Annotated in this window: 13 protein-coding genes; 7 read left to right on the forward strand and 6 right to left on the reverse strand. The window is 34.0% G+C overall.

Features of this window, described 5'->3' with window-relative positions:
- The first annotated feature begins 48 nt into the window (after positions 1-48).
- From MHB55_RS02275 to MHB55_RS02295, 5 genes are all read left to right on the forward strand, one after another.
- Positions 49-546 (forward strand): flavin reductase family protein, encoded by a 498-nt coding sequence (locus MHB55_RS02275; RefSeq protein ID WP_154311660.1) that lies wholly within the window; start codon positions 49-51, stop codon positions 544-546.
- Positions 547-944: 398 nt separating this feature from the next.
- Complete coding sequence (locus MHB55_RS02280) at positions 945-1,817, forward strand: response regulator transcription factor (protein ID WP_340862470.1); 873 nt, start codon at positions 945-947, stop codon at positions 1,815-1,817.
- Complete coding sequence (locus MHB55_RS02285; protein WP_154311657.1) at positions 1,814-2,857, forward strand: HEAT repeat domain-containing protein; 1,044 nt, start codon at positions 1,814-1,816, stop codon at positions 2,855-2,857. The genes MHB55_RS02280 and MHB55_RS02285 overlap by 4 nt, the downstream gene beginning before the upstream one ends.
- Positions 2,857-4,278, forward strand: a complete 1,422-nt coding sequence (locus MHB55_RS02290) for a glycosyltransferase family 2 protein (protein WP_151111469.1) — start codon at positions 2,857-2,859, stop codon at positions 4,276-4,278. Before MHB55_RS02285 ends, MHB55_RS02290 begins: the two co-directional genes overlap by 1 nt.
- 5 nt (positions 4,279-4,283) lie before the next feature.
- The gene (locus MHB55_RS02295; protein WP_340862471.1) at positions 4,284-7,406 is read left to right on the forward strand and encodes a hypothetical protein; all 3,123 of its coding nucleotides are present in this window, start codon (positions 4,284-4,286) and stop codon (positions 7,404-7,406) included.
- A gap of 164 nt (positions 7,407-7,570) precedes the next feature.
- Here MHB55_RS02295 and MHB55_RS02300 read toward each other — a convergent pair whose 3' ends face one another.
- Both MHB55_RS02300 and MHB55_RS02305 read right to left on the reverse strand, forming a co-directional pair.
- The gene (locus tag MHB55_RS02300; protein WP_144540036.1) at positions 7,571-8,608 is read right to left on the reverse strand and encodes a PTS transporter subunit IIC; all 1,038 of its coding nucleotides are present in this window, start codon (positions 8,606-8,608) and stop codon (positions 7,571-7,573) included.
- Between the two features lie 560 nt (positions 8,609-9,168).
- Complete coding sequence (locus MHB55_RS02305) at positions 9,169-9,906, reverse strand: metallophosphoesterase family protein (protein ID WP_340862472.1); 738 nt, start codon at positions 9,904-9,906, stop codon at positions 9,169-9,171.
- Positions 9,907-10,111: 205 nt separating this feature from the next.
- Here MHB55_RS02305 and MHB55_RS02310 point away from each other — a divergent pair, with 205 nt between their 5' ends.
- Together MHB55_RS02310 and MHB55_RS02315 are read left to right on the forward strand one after the other, a co-directional pair.
- Positions 10,112-11,227, forward strand: coding sequence for a hypothetical protein (locus tag MHB55_RS02310; RefSeq protein WP_144540032.1), 1,116 nt, complete (start codon positions 10,112-10,114; stop codon positions 11,225-11,227).
- A gap of 63 nt (positions 11,228-11,290) precedes the next feature.
- A complete protein-coding gene (locus MHB55_RS02315) occupies positions 11,291-11,935 on the forward strand; it encodes an SMI1/KNR4 family protein (RefSeq protein WP_445678242.1) in 645 nt (214 codons plus the stop codon).
- Positions 11,936-12,274: 339 nt separating this feature from the next.
- On the opposite strand, the gene MHB55_RS02320 is transcribed toward MHB55_RS02315, so the two are convergent.
- From MHB55_RS02320 to MHB55_RS02335, 4 genes are all read right to left on the reverse strand, one after another.
- Positions 12,275-13,333: a HAMP domain-containing sensor histidine kinase gene (locus tag MHB55_RS02320; protein WP_340862474.1), complete on the reverse strand. Its 1,059-nt coding sequence runs from the start codon at positions 13,331-13,333 to the stop codon at positions 12,275-12,277.
- Positions 13,330-14,016: a response regulator transcription factor gene (locus MHB55_RS02325; protein WP_340862475.1), complete on the reverse strand. Its 687-nt coding sequence runs from the start codon at positions 14,014-14,016 to the stop codon at positions 13,330-13,332. Before MHB55_RS02325 ends, MHB55_RS02320 begins: the two co-directional genes overlap by 4 nt.
- Positions 14,017-14,050: 34 nt before the next feature.
- Entirely contained in the window at positions 14,051-14,608 is a 558-nt protein-coding gene (locus tag MHB55_RS02330) for a class I SAM-dependent methyltransferase (RefSeq protein ID WP_154311644.1), read from the reverse strand.
- A gap of 316 nt (positions 14,609-14,924) precedes the next feature.
- Positions 14,925-15,611, reverse strand: coding sequence for a TVP38/TMEM64 family protein (locus MHB55_RS02335; protein ID WP_154311642.1), 687 nt, complete (start codon positions 15,609-15,611; stop codon positions 14,925-14,927).
- Positions 15,612-15,717: the final 106 nt, after the last annotated feature.

The raw sequence follows: 15,717 nt of genomic DNA on the forward strand, positions 1-15,717 counted from the left end.
ATAAAGGTCATTTGATATGATGAAAGAAAAAAGAATGGAAGTTGCCAGATGGAAAATGAATCTAAACAAATAGAAAATTTCAAAGCAGCTATGGGGAACTATCCAACAGGAGTCACGGTGGTCACTGCTTTAAATCAGCAAGGCAAGCCAATGGGAATGACGGTTAACTCATTTGCATCTGTTTCTCTGGATCCATTACTTATATTATGGTCCATTGATAAAAGAGTTTTTTCATATGAAGAATTTTTAAAGGTAGATAAATTTGCAGTAAATATATTAGCTGATGATCAAAGTGAATTATGTAATTTATTCGCTAGTCGAATAGAGGACCGTTTCTCAGGATGTGATTGGAGTGAATCTGAGTTAAATCTGCCCATTTTAACAAATAGTCAATCTGTTTTACAATGTACCTTATTTAAGCAGGTGGATGCAGGAGATCACACTATATTAATAGGTAAAGTTGTGGATATAAAAAATGAGGAAAAGAATCCATTACTTTATCATCGTCGTACAATAGGAGCAATACCTAAAGATTTTTATCAATAAGTTATAAATAGATAAAGCAGTCAGCAGACTATTCTTCAAAAAGTAAAATACCCGGAGAGTTTCGCCTCTCTGGGTATTTTTTGTTTTTAAATTTTTTTTATGAATCGTCCCTACGAGCACGTTTCGAATTGCTTGCATGAACAAGTTTAATTCCTCGTAGGGTTGTTCAATATTAGTCGATTGGATTGAAGGCTGAGGCCATGGTGCTCGCGGAAAGCGTAGTACTTGAAACGGAAATCGACGATTTTTTACTACGTGTAGGAACTATGTAAGGGATACATATAAAAGAAAATTTAAAATTGTCTATTCTTCAATAAAATGGGTATATAAATGGTAAAATTATATTATTTGTAAATAAAAATTAATTAATGGATAATATTTCTAAAAGAGGTGAAGGAATGAGCTTAACTAAAAATAGGAGTGAAGCTGGGTCTCAACAAAATTTTACTCAAATTAAAGAATTCTTTAATGTATTAAAAGCTAATGTCGTCCGCTCTCGCACAACTATTACTGCAGTTTTTTTATCGGCTGCTTTAAAGGAAGAAATATTTCAGCAAGATGATTTAACTTCATATTTAGGCAGCAAGATTAGACAAACGGATTTTCTTTTTGAGTTAATAGAGCCAAACAACTGGTGTATTATACTATCTCAAAGTGGTGAAGAAGAAGCGCAAGCATTTCTTAACAGATTATTTAAAGATTCAAAAATAGTGTCAACCTCAACTCTCTATGCAAGTGTTGTAGAGATAGGAAACAATCGTGCAGATTTTGAAAAACTGTTAGAGGTTGGAGTAGGGGCTCTAAAGGAAGTAATTAATCGCGGTGGCTCCTTTGAAGTTAATTACATACAGGATTTTAAAGAAAAAGATATGGAAAAAATTAAGATAAGTATATTAGAGGAAAATGAGATATTCCGTAGAGTACTTAGCTCATCGTTGGAAAAGATGAATGTGGACTATTTCGAATTAGAGATTAAAGCATTTTCCGATGGCTATGAGTTTTTAAAATCTGATTGGTATTTTACTAGTCATACGCACATTATTATTATGAATGATATTTTACCGAGAAAAAATGGCTTGGAAGTTTTACATACGGTTAAACAGCTCCCTAATAGTCAGCGTTTTATAACCTTCATGATGACTAAGAAAAAAACCGAGGAGGACATGCTCTATGCCTATGAAATAGGGGTAGATGAGTATTTAATAAAACCTTTTAATCTTAGGTTATTTGAAGCACAAATTAAAAGAACCTTTGAAAGGCTATGGCTATGATTCAGATATCGATTAAGTTTGTCCTTCTGCTTATCTTTCTATTAACCCTGATATTAATATCAATTGGATTATATTTAATTTTTAAGAGAATAAGAGAAGTAAAAGTTAATGGGAAAATTGAGTCTTATGTTCACGACTATGAAGGGGATTGGCATCGCTTTTTAATAGACGGGATACCTTTTAACAAGTATCTCATTCCTCGCAGTAGAGAAGAGATAATGGGCATAGAAGAAATTTTTGCTACATATTTAAAAAATCTCTCTAACGAATCTATACAAGATAAAATCAGTGAATTTTCCAATAGATACCTAAAGGATTACTATAGCGTTCTTTTGCATAGTAAGAGTTGGAGCAAGCGAATGAACGCTATGTTTCGTATAGAGGATTTTAGGATTAGTTCTCTTCAAAAGGATTGTGAAAAGCTAGGTAGAAAAAGAATTTCAAGAGAAGAATACTTTCAGCTTTTAAAGATATATTCGCTTTTTAATAAGAAATTATTTTTACAACATATGTTAGTCAGTACTGTTCCTCTATCAGAATATGAGTATAAAAAGCTTCTTTTAAATCTCACACCAGAGCTAATAGACAACTTAACGGATAAAATAGGTGATTTACCTAAGACTTGTCGCTACTCCTTAATTGAAACGATGGGACTTAAAAGAGATATTGAGTATTTACCTCATTTAGAAGTGCAATTGAAGCAAGAGGATGTAGAAATTCGTATAAGGTCCCTAAGGGCAATTTATGAAATTGGAGTTATTATAAATCCGGAAACTTATTTGCCGTTTGTGAAATCTCCTATTTGGGAGGAGAGATTAATGATTGCTAAGCTTTTTCAGCTATTACCACTATCCTACACGTTACCCCATTTACAAATATTGTTAGAGGACGAGTCCTGGTGGGTTCGATCACAGGCTGCCAGAACTATGATGAATGATAAAAATGGGAGAGAGAGTTTGGAGGAGTACATAGAAAATTCTAGTGATCGATACGCAATTGATATGGCCTATGAGGCACTAGGGAAAGGACAAAAACCATAATGGGCTTAGCTAATATTCTTGAATATATTCTATTATTTTTTGCGGGAATAATATTATTTTATATGCTTATCGTTATTTTAACTTACAGTATTATGCTATTAATGGCCTTCCACCAGCTAAGAAAGCAATCTAAGCTGGACAAGGATGAACTAGACGATGATTATATTGATGTCATCTATTCAAAGCCTGTGTCTATTATTGTGCCCGCATACAATGAAGAAGCGGGTGTAATTGATAGTATACATTCTCTCTTGAGCCTACGTTATCCACAAACAGAGCTAATAGTAGTCAATGATGGCTCTACAGACACTACACAACAGAAAGTAATCGAACAATTTAAAATGAAAAAGATAAAAAAAATTATAAGAGATCAGCTTACTACGGAACCTATACTAGATATTTACCAATCCGATATTCACCCTAATTTACTGTTAGTAAACAAGAAGAATGGGGGAAAGGCAGATGCGTTAAATGCTGGCATCAATGTAGCGAGGTATCCTTATTTTTGCTCCATAGATGGTGATTCTATACTAGAAGAAACCTCTCTGTTGAGGGTGATGAAGCCAATTATTTTGTCTAACGGCGAAGTAATAGCGACTGGAGGGAATATCCGTATAGCTAATGGGTCAGATATTCAACTAGGATCTATTTTTAAAACCGGCCTATCCGATAATTTCTTGGTTGTCATGCAAGTAGTTGAATATTTGAGAGCTTTTCTTATGGGAAGAATTGCTCTTAGTAAATTTAATTTGGTACTAATTATATCCGGAGCCTTCAGTGTTTTCTCCAAGCAATGGGTCATAGAGGCTGGAGGATATTCCAAGCATAACATTGGAGAAGATATGGAATTGGTTGTTAAGCTACATCGCCTATTAAAGGAAAGAAATTCTAAGAAACGTATAGAATTTGTTCCAGATCCGGTTTGTTGGACAGAGGCTCCACAAGATTTAGCTACTTTAAGAAAGCAAAGAAGAAGATGGCATCAAGGTTTAATCACAAGCCTATGGAAGCATAGAAAGATGACCTTCAATCCAAAGTACGGTGGGATTGGTATGATTTCTTTTCCTTATTTCTGGATTGTTGAATGCTTGGGGCCAATTATTGAGCTAGGTGGATATGTATATATTATCTTTGCCTTCTTTTTAGGAGACATTTATTATGAAATTGCTATTTTACTCTCCCTATTATTTGTGGTTTATGGGGCAATTTTTTCAGCATTATCGATATTATTGGAGGCATGGAGCACAAATACATTCCCAAAAGTGAGAGATGTCTTTCGGTTAATTGTTATCTCCCTCACAGAAATTTTTTGGTACAAGCCACTAACTCTATTTTGGAGATGTGAAGGAATTGTCCATTTCATGCTAGGGAAAAATGTGTGGGGAACTATGCAGCGTAAAGGTCTTTCTCAGAAAGGATAGTGGAGATGAAACGATTTTATTTAGTTTGTGTTATTATTCTCTTCATCTTACTTCTACCAATTATTCTTTGGTTTATAGAGCCAGCTAATAAGATGAGTATAGCTATCATAGATAAAACGGTACCAGATGAGTCTTATCGAGAGCATTTAGGGCTTACTTGGCTATTGAATCATTTGAAATATTCAAATGGCAACGATGAATATGATGCTACATCAGACTACTATGGGTATATACCGAACAAAAAAGAGGGGCAAACACGACAATTACCCAAAGATTACTCAAATTATGACGTGATTTATTTGGCAGATACTTACGGTGTCTATGAGGGTAGCAATAAGGTGTATGGAGGACTTGAGCAAGAGGAATGGAATCATATTCTTGAAAGACTAAATGATCAAGAAAAAAGCTTGTTAATTGCCGAGTTCAATACTTTTGCATATCCTACCGAGCCTAAAGTTAGAGAGAGTATAGAAAATTATCTAGGACTCAATTGGACTGGGTGGACAGGGCGATACTTCGCAGATTTGGACCCAAAAAGCAATGAAGAGATTCCTAAGTGGATGATTGACGCCGTAGAAAGTTGGAACTATAAAGGCGGAGGTTTTGTTTTAGTAAATGACAAAAATGAAGTTTTAGTTTTAGAAAGTGATAAACATTTTGGGGAGAAAGGAATTCAAGTATCCTTTACGGAGCCTGGGGAATCAAAGTTTGACCTAGAGCAAAGTACAGATTACCAATATTGGTTTGACATTGTCCTTCCCAAAGAGGGTGCAAAGGTTTTAGCTAACTATCAATGGGATCTAACAGAGGCTGGTAAGAGTTTACTAGAGGAGTACTCTATACCTACAGAGTTTGCAGCAGTTTTGGAGAAAACACATTCGCATTCTTCCAGTTATTATTTTGCAGGAGATTTTAATGATGTTGCAAAGGTACCGTCTTTTTATCAGCTGAAGGGTCTTTCTCATATCTATAACTTAGCAGAGAGATTTGCGGAAAATGCTTTTTATTGGTCCACATATTTTCCTATGATGAAGGTTATATTAGAAGACTTCGATACAAGTGAGGAAACCGTAATGGAAACTGACTTACGCTATACCGCAAGAATTCAGGGTGAGACATTTGAAGTGTTTGAGAATGACAAGTGGACTCCTTTAACAGTCAAGGGAGTAAACATTGGTATGGGAAAACCAGGCTACTTTCCAGGTGAAGCTGCCATCACTGAAGAAGAATACTATCGCTGGTTTGAACAAATAGGTGAAATGAACGCGAACATGGTACGTGTTTATACACTGCATCCACCAGGCTTTTACAATGCCCTAAAACGCTATAATGAAGAACATGACAATAAAATCTATGTGCTACACGGGGTCTGGATCAATGAAGAAAAGCTCGAGGAATCATTAGATGCCTTCGATGAAGAAAATTTAAAAGATTTTCAAACAGAGATGAAGACCATTGTGGATGTTATTCATGGAAACAAAACAGTGAAGGAAAGGGCTGGTCATGCTTCAGGTGTATATACTGCAGACGTTTCTGAGTATATCGCCGGATGGGTGCTTGGAATTGAGTGGTATCCCTATATGGTGTTAAATACGAACGAGAAGTATAGCTCCTTAGGAGAATATAGCGGTACATATTTTGAAACTCAGGGAGCAAAGCCATTTGAATATTGGCTAGCGGAGCAAATGGATACTATCGTTAAGTACGAAAAGGAACGTTATAACTGGATTAGACCTATGAGCTTTACAAATTGGGTGACAACAGATATTTTAGATCATCCTGCAGAACCTGCTGAGCAGGAAGACTTAGTAGGAGTGGACCCAAACGTAATTTATACTAAAAATGAAATGAAGCTAACTAACCAATTTGCTTCATATCACGTATATCCTTATTATCCGGACTTCTTTAATTATGAAGAATCTTATCAAACTTTTGTTGACCATCGTGGAGAATTTAATAGCTATGCTGCATATTTAAAAGAATTGCATGAGGCACATCGTCTCCCTGTTTTAATAGCCGAATTTGGGGTGCCCGGTTCGAGGGGGCTAACACATAAAAACCCATTTGGGTGGAATCAAGGATTCCTTTCTGAAGACGAGCAGGGAAAAATAATTAGCCGTCTATTTGAAGATATCATGGCAGAGAAGCTACTAGGTGGTTTGGTTTTCACCTGGCAGGATGAATGGTTTAAGCGAACTTGGAATACAGTTGACTATGATAATCCAGATAGACGCCCTTATTGGTCTAATGCTCAAACAAATGAGCAACAATTTGGTTTGTTAAGTTTTGATCGACATAAGGTAAAAGTGGATGGAGAAACGGATGAGTGGGAAGTAGAGCCTCTATATAAAAAAGAAGATGGAAGCATCAACTCTTTATATGTGGACCATGACGAAAGGTACCTTTATCTAAGGCTTGACTATGAAACCAAAAATGATGGATATCCTATCTTCCTTTTGGATATTGTTCCTGATCAAGGGAATACAAAGATTAACGGTATATCCGATCTTTCTTTTAATAACGGCATAGATTTCATACTAAATCTTAAGGAAAGTGAATCTAGACTGTTGGTCGATAAATATTATGATTTTTTCTCGTATCAATATGGTCATGTTTTAAATTTACTTAAGCCAAAGCCAAGTACCACTTCACTAGATAGCGGTGAATTTGTAGTAGAGCAGTATGCCTTAAACAAGGAATTATACTTGCCTCAACAAAATACTACACTTCCCTTTGAAGCCTATGAAGCTGGTAAGCTGAAAAAAGGTAATGGAGACCCAGAAGCCGACGATTATGATTCTTTGGCCGACTATTATATAGCGGACGGTAAGATTGAGCTTAGAATCCCCTGGCTATTAATACGTGCAAAGGATCCAAGTCAAAAAGAGTTTACTGGTGATTTATATAGGGACGGAATAGAGGCAAGCAAGTTTGTGGATGAAATATATATAGGAGCCTTATTCATGGACAAGCAGGACAGTATTCAAGATACGTTGCCATCCATGGAAGCTGGCAAGTTGCAGACTTTGAAAAGCTATAAATGGGATAACTGGGATTTACCAGAATACGAGGAACGTTTAAAAAAATCCTATTATACAGTCCAAGACTTGTTTGATAGTTATAAATAAATAAAGAGAGATAGCATAATCGCTATCTCTCTTTTTATTTTTTAGTCATAAACGTTAGTAGATGTCTGATTCAAATAGGATAGCTCTTTATGATTGAAAAATAGTATGATGCTGATAGGAGTTTAATTCTAATTAAGTCACACAAAAAATCCTCGTATGTACACTTATTCAAAATCTAGCTTGTAATCCTGTGATTTAATCATTTTCAGCTTACGAGAAAACAAATATATCAACCCAATATTTAATGCAATGGGAAGAATCAGAAAAGTACTCAGCATAATTGCAGTATTCTCTAGGTTCCATCCGCCCTCAGCTAGATTTATGTAATTTAAAGGACCAATAAGACCAGATAATCCAAAGCCGGCACTCATCGGTGTACCTTGTATATTTAAAGCTCCTGCTAATCCACCTAGGATGGCAGCTGTTATAATCATTGGAAAAACAATTTTAGGCTTCATAAAAAAGTTGCGCATTTGTATTTTAGGAGAACCAAGCACGTGTGCTAGTGCAGTACCTAGGTTATTTGCTTTGTAGCTAGCAATTGCTAGGCCGACACCTGTGGCTACAATCCCTAAATTAGCTGCCCCAGAGCCAATTCCAGATAGCATAATGACAGTTGCAACACCAACAGTTGATATAGGAGATAAAATGATAAGACAAAATGCAACTGCAATTACTGCTCCCATAACAACTGGTTGTAAGGTTGTAAGATAAGCGATGCCATCACCTAATAAGCCTGTTGATTTTTTCATGAACGGCAATAGATTGTAACCAATCAAACCTGGAAACAAAATAGTTAAGGTAGGGATTAAAAGAATCGCATAAGCTTTCAGCTTATCTCCGATAAATTTCACAAATAATACCGCTAATGCAGCTGTTATACCTGTGTTCAATACCACTCCTATACCACTTAAGGCAAACAAACCATCTGCTGTTTTTGTAATGGCCCCGCTTCCAACCATAGCAGCTAAGCCAACGCTAGCTGTTTGAATAGGAGTCAGCTTAAAGGTCATTCCAACCATCACCCCAATTAAAATAGAAAGCATACTCATTAGATATACAGTTATATCGAATATTGGCTGTAAAACAGGAAAGTGTGGAATTAACAATTTTAGCATTTCGCCTAGCAATGCATTTGGTATTAGGGCCACCACAATTCCAATACTCATACCAGTAAGTAGTTTACTTATAAAATCTTTCATTATCGCTGTCTCCCATCCTTACAGATTGTTGTTAATTATAAGAACTATTCAGAATAGGGTCAATACACTTTACTGATTTAAAGTGAAAAAGTGTTAATGAGTATCATTAAAATACTATTACTTAACATTTAATTGATATAATCAAAGGTGAATTAAAAATAAAAAGAGGCTCGGACAAAATTCACCTTAGAAATTCAAAAGTCCCGAAATTTACTATTAGTAATTTCCGGGACTCTTTTCTACTACTAAGTCGTTGTTCTCCGCTACAGCGGACGCTTTCCTGGGGGGACGAGTCGAGCCTGTAGTCTCTCCCACGCGCGTGTCCCCTAAGAGTCGCCGCCTATGCTCCGAACAACTAAAATTCTTTGATATCAAGTGAAAACTGTATATAATCTCAGATATAAAAGAGAACATCTTTAGTTAAATTAATATTTACCAAAACGGAATTCATTCAGAACGAGGTATCCTTATAGTTATGGATTAGTACAAGAATTAACTCACTGCCTCTTTACTTAGCTTCAAGGGATTAGTGTTTAAAATATAATTTGTAACATGAGCGCTTATTCTCCTACATAAAATAATTTAAAAAGTATTTCTCTTTGGGGAACGTCTAGCAACTTAAATTTTTCCAGAAATTTTCTTTTATCATAATTTACATGGTGAATAGTAACAGTTGTTTTGCCAGTTGAAACGTCAATAATTGCATATGGAGCAGTGCTTCCTTTTGATACTCCGAGAGCTCCTGGATTTAAATAAATCTGCTTGTCATTTGAGAAAAAATGTTCAGGATGATGATGTCCAAAACAGATTATGTCTGCGGGATATGATTTAAACATTTTCTCCATGTTTTCTAATGTGGCATCTAAAATGGTGTAAAAGGGCTCATCCTTTATATGGGCGAATCTCTTTTTTTCTTCTATATGATAATGAATGCCGAGAATATGCACTCCATTTATATCTTTTTCAAGAATACGTGGAAGATTCTTAAGTCTGTCTGCATTTCTATCGCTTAATTGGTCAGCTATCCAATGATGATGTTCGCGAGTATGCTTATAGCTATCTGGATGACCTTCTCCTATTTTGAGAGATAGTACAGCCTCATCATGATTACCTGTAATCATTCGGATATCAGGTCGAGAAAATAAAAGATCTAGCACTTCGTTTGTATCTGGTCCCATTGCAATCATATCGCCCAAGCACCAGATTTCTTCTATATCTGATCTTGCATCAATATCCTTTAAGGCGGCTTTCAGTGCAAGTCCATTTCCATGGATATCTGTGAATATGGCAATTTTCATAGCTACTATCTCCTATATTTACATAAATTTTTCCTTCTTTTTTATTATATCAAATAGAGATTAGGGGGCATTTAGCATTCATAAAAGAATTAAATAAATTGACCGAAAGGGATATAGAAAATATGTTAAAATAAGTATAAACGAATTTACAGAATTTTTAAATATAGAGCGCTGATTAGCAACTAAGGTGGGGGGATAAAGTGATATGAAATCTAAATTGATAATTTTAGGAGTAAGCCATGCATATCAGCTAGTTTCAAGAGAATGTCAACCTGCCGTTTATCGTGCATTCTTTGATCGAGTAAAGCCAGATTTAATAGGAATAGAAAGAAGTCCTGAAAAATTTGCCCGATTAGACTTTCAGGATTTTACTTATGAGCAGCAGGAAATTATTTTACCGTATGCGCGACAAAGGGGAATACCTGTTTTTCCCTTTGATTGGAATGCCTCCCCAAATGATCAACAATTAGCACTCGGTATAAATGATATTGATCAACCAGCATTTGTCAGAGGAGAAAACTCTTTTAAGAAATTTGTATCTTTTCCTAACTTAAAAGAAGACTTCTTTTATTCCGAAAGAAAAGAAGTCATTAAACAGATGAATGAGTGGATTCAAACGAAATCATCAGGGGAAAAGGATTTTTCAAGAAGACTCTTTCAGTATAGAACTTATATGCAGGCAATGAGTATTAAAGCCATAGCCAAAGAAAATGCAGGTAAAACATTATTAATCATTGTTAACCACCTACACAAGAACGATATAGAAAATATATTATTTAACAATCCATCCGTTGAGATTATCCAACCTTCCAAATTTGGCTACCCATCAGTAGAGGAAATCAAAGAGCATATAGAGGTAAAGGATGCGTTTGCTATTTGTTCCTTTAATATTTTAGGCTTGCAGTCAGACTATGGAGTAGATGTAAAGTGGGTAGAAGAAAACTTAAACATATTAAGAGAACATGATTATACAAGTGAAGTAAAGCTAATAGAGACTAAATTAGAGCTATTAAAGGAAACAATTACGGAATCCGAGGCGATAAAAAGATACATTGAGCTTGAGAAGGAGTTAAACTACTACCAACGCTTTACCTACACAGGGGTGAAGGATAAATCGAGAATAGATTCTTATTTCGATCCCTTTGGTAATTTATCTGTAAAGAACCGATTAAGAGTAGAACTTGGTAAAAACTTTTATAATATAAAGCAAAAAGATAAAGTTCAGGTTTTAAAAGAAGAAATATTAAATATGAGTAGCTTAACCATTTTTCAAGAAAGACAGCTAGAGGCCTATTGGAGTATGTATATTTCAACCATTTAAAAAGATAACCCTTTCGTTTATATAACGAAATGATGATAGGATGTTATTACTTTGAATGATTTAATGTTTAATTCCTATCAACAAAAAGAAGACATTGAAAGGAACTTGAAGCAAATCAATTTAGAGTATGAAAAAATTAAAGACTATGTAGACTTTGATGTATTCTTTTTTGAACAATTAGGTAAGTATCAAGTGGGCTATAGTTTCGATTTAGATGGAAATTCTCTTATAACCGGTGAAGAGGGTTCCTGGGATGATAACTGGATTGTTATTGCTTATGAAACGCTGTGTGGTGATCCAATTATTATAGGTTTAAATGAAGAAGGTTACCCAGTGTCATTATTGTTGCACGGATTAGGGAGTTGGGGAACTGGTAGTTTCCTTGCGAATTCAATGGATTCATTCATAAATATTCTAATAGAAATAAAATGTTTTCTTGAAGAAAAAGAATTATTATTAGGAAATCAATCAATAAAGGTAAATGATGTAAAATCACTATTAGCAAAAATAATAGCAAAAAATAATTTCTCTGATTATGAGATATGGGAGTCATTATTAAACCCTTTGTTCATTATTGCCGAAGAATATGAAGAAGCAATGGTGTACAAGGTGAGAGAAATGAAAACAGCTGGAAAGAAAATCACTGAAATCCTTTCTTTACTTAATATCCCGCCTAAAAATGTATATGAGTACATGAAGAAAAATTAAACACTACATTCAAATAGTCAAAAAGGGACTGCAACAAAACTTAATTGATTAGTTAAGGATAGATAAAACCAATAAATTAAAAAGGCTATATTAAAGTTAGTTTTAAAAATGTTCATAAAAAATGAGCTGGGATATGTATCTCCAAGCTCATTTTATTTTACTAAGGCAACCGTTAGTATAAGTGCGTTCTTTCACAATCCAGTTTAACTATATGGAAATTTAGCTATGAATAGTATTAAGACTATAATTCTTCATCATAAATCAACTTTCACCATTCCATTTTAATAAATCCACTAAAAAAATTCCAACAATATACAGTTTGCCGTTTCCCATAAAAAATTATTCTTTAATGATATTTTCAATTGTAAAGGTTAACCAACCTTCTCTATAATTAGCCTCAATCGTTCCACCATGAAGCTCTATAATCCTTTTAGATATGGCAAGTCCAATACCAGACCCTCCATCTTCCTTCCTTGCCATATCTCCTCGATAAAAGCGTTCAAATAATTTATTTACGTCTTGTACGGGTAAGTTCTCTACTTGATTGGATATAGTAAAAATAGCTTTAATGCCAACTATATGAAGATCTACTTTTAATATAGAGGGTTTTTTGCTGTATTTTATTACATTCATTAGAAGATTGTCATAGACACGCACCATTTTTTCAATATCTATAGATACGTGTATATCTTCTTCAGTTATCGATTTTTGAATGTCCAGTTCTTCCTTTTCTAAAATTGGCATGTACTCTCCTAATATTTGTTCTAATAATCCGCCTAACTCAACTTCAGTAAAGTTTAATTTTAGATCAGGACTTGTAAGTTTGGTGTATTCAAATAGTTCATTAATAAGTTTGCTGAAATTTTGTGATTTAGAATAAATGGTTTCCAAATAATCATATAATTGTTCGTCATCTCTATATTCTTTTTTTCTCAACAAATCTACATATCCAATGATAGAAGTTAAAGGTGTACGCAAATCGTGAGAAATATTTGTAATAAGTTCATTTTTTGCACTCACTATTTGCCTCTCATGTTCGAACTTACTTTTCAACTCTTTTGACATATAGTTGATATTTTTAGCAAGCTGACTTAACTCATCATTTCCCTTAATTTCAATAGTAGTACCCAGATTTCCATTTGCAATGGTTTGAACACTATCTGTAATATGTTGAAGATATTTTATTTTTCTACGAATCATTACTAAAAGACTTATAATAAAAGTTAAGATAACAGTAGTTATCCAAATGAAATAATAGATAGTTATCCCAATAAAATTAGGTTTTTTTAAAAAAATATCCATGACATATAGTATAATATTACTAACAATTGGGACTGAGATAAAAAAGCTTATTGCTATTGCTGTAAGGAGTTGAACGCTTAGCTTTTTACTCCTCATATTTTATACCCCACTCCCCAAATGGTTTTGATGTAAATAGGATTTTTCGGATCATCTTCAATTTTGAATCTGATTTTTGTAATATGAACCATTACAGTGTTATCAGATTTAAAGTAATTCTCTTTCCAAACAGCTTCATATATTTTCTCGACGCTAAGGACAATGCCTTTATTACGTGCGAGAAGTTCAAGGATATCAAATTCTTTTGGTGTAAGCCTTACTTCGCTACTCTTAATCCACACTTGGCGAGTATCTGTATTTATCGTTAAATCAACAATCTTAATAACACTCTTATTACTTTCTGTTTTAATATTATATTTTTTATACCTTCTGAGTTGAGATTTGACCCTGGCTATTAATTCTAAGGGGTTAAACGGTTTGCTTAGATAATCATCTGCACCAGAAACTAGCCCTTTAATTTTATCGATATCCTCGGATTTAGCTGATAGCATGATGATAGGCATATTACGTGCTTCCCTAATTTTCAAACATGCCTCGATTCCATCCATTTTAGGCATCATAATATCCAAAATAATCAAATCATAATTATGGGCTTCCAATAATTCCAATGCTTCTAGGGCGTCGCTCGCCTTGGTTATTTCTAGCCCTTCATTTTCTAAATAGATGGAAATTAGATTTCTAATTTCTAGATCATCATCAACAATTAAGACCTTTCCATTCAAATCAATTCACACCTTCTATAAGATTCTCCATATATTAATTACTACAACCGAATACATATGCTGGGGGAATATTTCTATACTCACGTGTTATATTAACATGCTTAAAATAGTGACCAATAAGTCCTTTCTTAAATAACGTATATTGGAAAGTAATAAAAATCCCATTTTTCCTTAACAGATTTTTCGTATTAATTAATATATCTCTTGAGACACTTTTTGGCAAACTTGCAAAAGGAAGACCAGAAACTACATAATCTAGATATGGGATATTAAAGTCCTTTGTATACTTGTTGATATCCTCAGCAGAACCATGAATAATAATCAGATTCCTTTCGTACTTATACCTTTCTTCTAATAACATACAAAACTCTTTATTGCTCTCAATCAACATAACAACCGTATGTTCAATTCTGCTTTTAATAATCTTATTTGTAAAAACTCCTGTACCCGGACCCAATTCTACGATGTATTTTGCATTATGGAAATCAATACTATCTACCATTTTTTCCGCAAGATAATTTGAACTTGGCAAGACTGCACCAATCTCCCTAGGGTTTAATAAATATTGAAAAATAAAACTGAAAGCTTTCATGTACACTATCACTCCATAGGTTTGAATTTTCTACGGCTTTAGAATACATTTCAAACCTAAAGAAACAGTAGGAAAAATACTTAAGAATCCTTAAGATTTTTAAAGTACATAGTGATTAGTTTTATTAGATGTTGAGAAGTTGTCATATTACCATTTTACGAAAAACAACTTCTACCTTTACCTTTAACAGAGCCATTAAAAAAAGAGGGTGGCCGGAATATTAGTCACAGCCATCCTCTTTTTAAGTTTTTTGAAGATGTGTAATAAGGAGACCCAATGTTGCAAGAGAAATTATGCTTTTCTTATGCGCGTATGATTACTCACTATTTTCAGACTCAGCAAGTGGCTTTCGTTTATGCTTTATGTGCTTAAATACGTAATATAAGGCAATAGATACAAATATAATGCCTAAAATCAAATATTCATCTAAATCTGCAGACAAAATTCCAGCGGGGATTAGAGCAAGCACAAAGAAGTATATGAAATTACCAACTGTTGTTGCGATGGTAAAAGGAAAAATTCGTAAAGTACTTAACCCACCTAATATATTCACAAGGCTTGTTGGAACGAAAGGAAACAGTCTAGCTTGAAAAACGTAAGCAAATCCATTTACGTCTACTTTTTCAATTACTTTTGTATTAAACTTATGAATAATCATACTTTGGAAAATGTATCGAACTCCATAAAAAACAATGATGGAAGCAATAACACTAGTAAACCAGCTCCATAAAAATCCGTTTATAAAACCAAATAAAGTAATATTAATCGTTATAACTAAGATTAGAGGAAATACAGTAAATGAATTTTGAATAAGCATGATCAGTCCCATGAAAAATAAGGCATAGCCAATGTTTTTGTCTAAAAATTCTTTTGCTTTATCTACATCTCCTTTTAAGAGAATATTGATTAGGTCTTGGTTAAATAGGAAAAAGAATAACAGGAATAGAAATCCGCCTACTAGTATCCATTGTTTTTGTGAGAGATTTACTTTTTTCTTTTTCATAACTCACCTGTTTCTTTCTAAATTGAAATAAACCTTATTTTATTCCCTCATCGTACCATTTTCTGCTCGTTATCTAAACTTTGATGTACCGCTATTTTACTAAAAT

Source organism: Psychrobacillus sp. FSL K6-1267, assembly GCF_038003265.1.
Lineage (GTDB): Bacteria > Bacillota > Bacilli > Bacillales_A > Planococcaceae > Psychrobacillus > Psychrobacillus faecigallinarum.

Coding starts and splice junctions, on each gene's coding strand:
- MHB55_RS02315 (WP_445678242.1), top strand. CDS start 11,291: ATGTTTAATTCCTATCAACAAAAAGAAGACATTGAAAGGAACTTGAAG.
- MHB55_RS02295 (WP_340862471.1), top strand. CDS start 4,284: ATGAAACGATTTTATTTAGTTTGTGTTATTATTCTCTTCATCTTACTT.
- MHB55_RS02320 (WP_340862474.1), bottom strand. CDS start 13,333: ATGAGGAGTAAAAAGCTAAGCGTTCAACTCCTTACAGCAATAGCAATA.
- MHB55_RS02285 (WP_154311657.1), top strand. CDS start 1,814: ATGATTCAGATATCGATTAAGTTTGTCCTTCTGCTTATCTTTCTATTA.
- MHB55_RS02335 (WP_154311642.1), bottom strand. CDS start 15,611: ATGAAAAAGAAAAAAGTAAATCTCTCACAAAAACAATGGATACTAGTA.
- MHB55_RS02310 (WP_144540032.1), top strand. CDS start 10,112: ATGAAATCTAAATTGATAATTTTAGGAGTAAGCCATGCATATCAGCTA.
- MHB55_RS02300 (WP_144540036.1), bottom strand. CDS start 8,608: ATGAAAGATTTTATAAGTAAACTACTTACTGGTATGAGTATTGGAATT.
- MHB55_RS02290 (WP_151111469.1), top strand. CDS start 2,857: ATGGGCTTAGCTAATATTCTTGAATATATTCTATTATTTTTTGCGGGA.
- MHB55_RS02275 (WP_154311660.1), top strand. CDS start 49: ATGGAAAATGAATCTAAACAAATAGAAAATTTCAAAGCAGCTATGGGG.
- MHB55_RS02280 (WP_340862470.1), top strand. CDS start 945: ATGAGCTTAACTAAAAATAGGAGTGAAGCTGGGTCTCAACAAAATTTT.
- MHB55_RS02330 (WP_154311644.1), bottom strand. CDS start 14,608: ATGAAAGCTTTCAGTTTTATTTTTCAATATTTATTAAACCCTAGGGAG.
- MHB55_RS02305 (WP_340862472.1), bottom strand. CDS start 9,906: ATGAAAATTGCCATATTCACAGATATCCATGGAAATGGACTTGCACTG.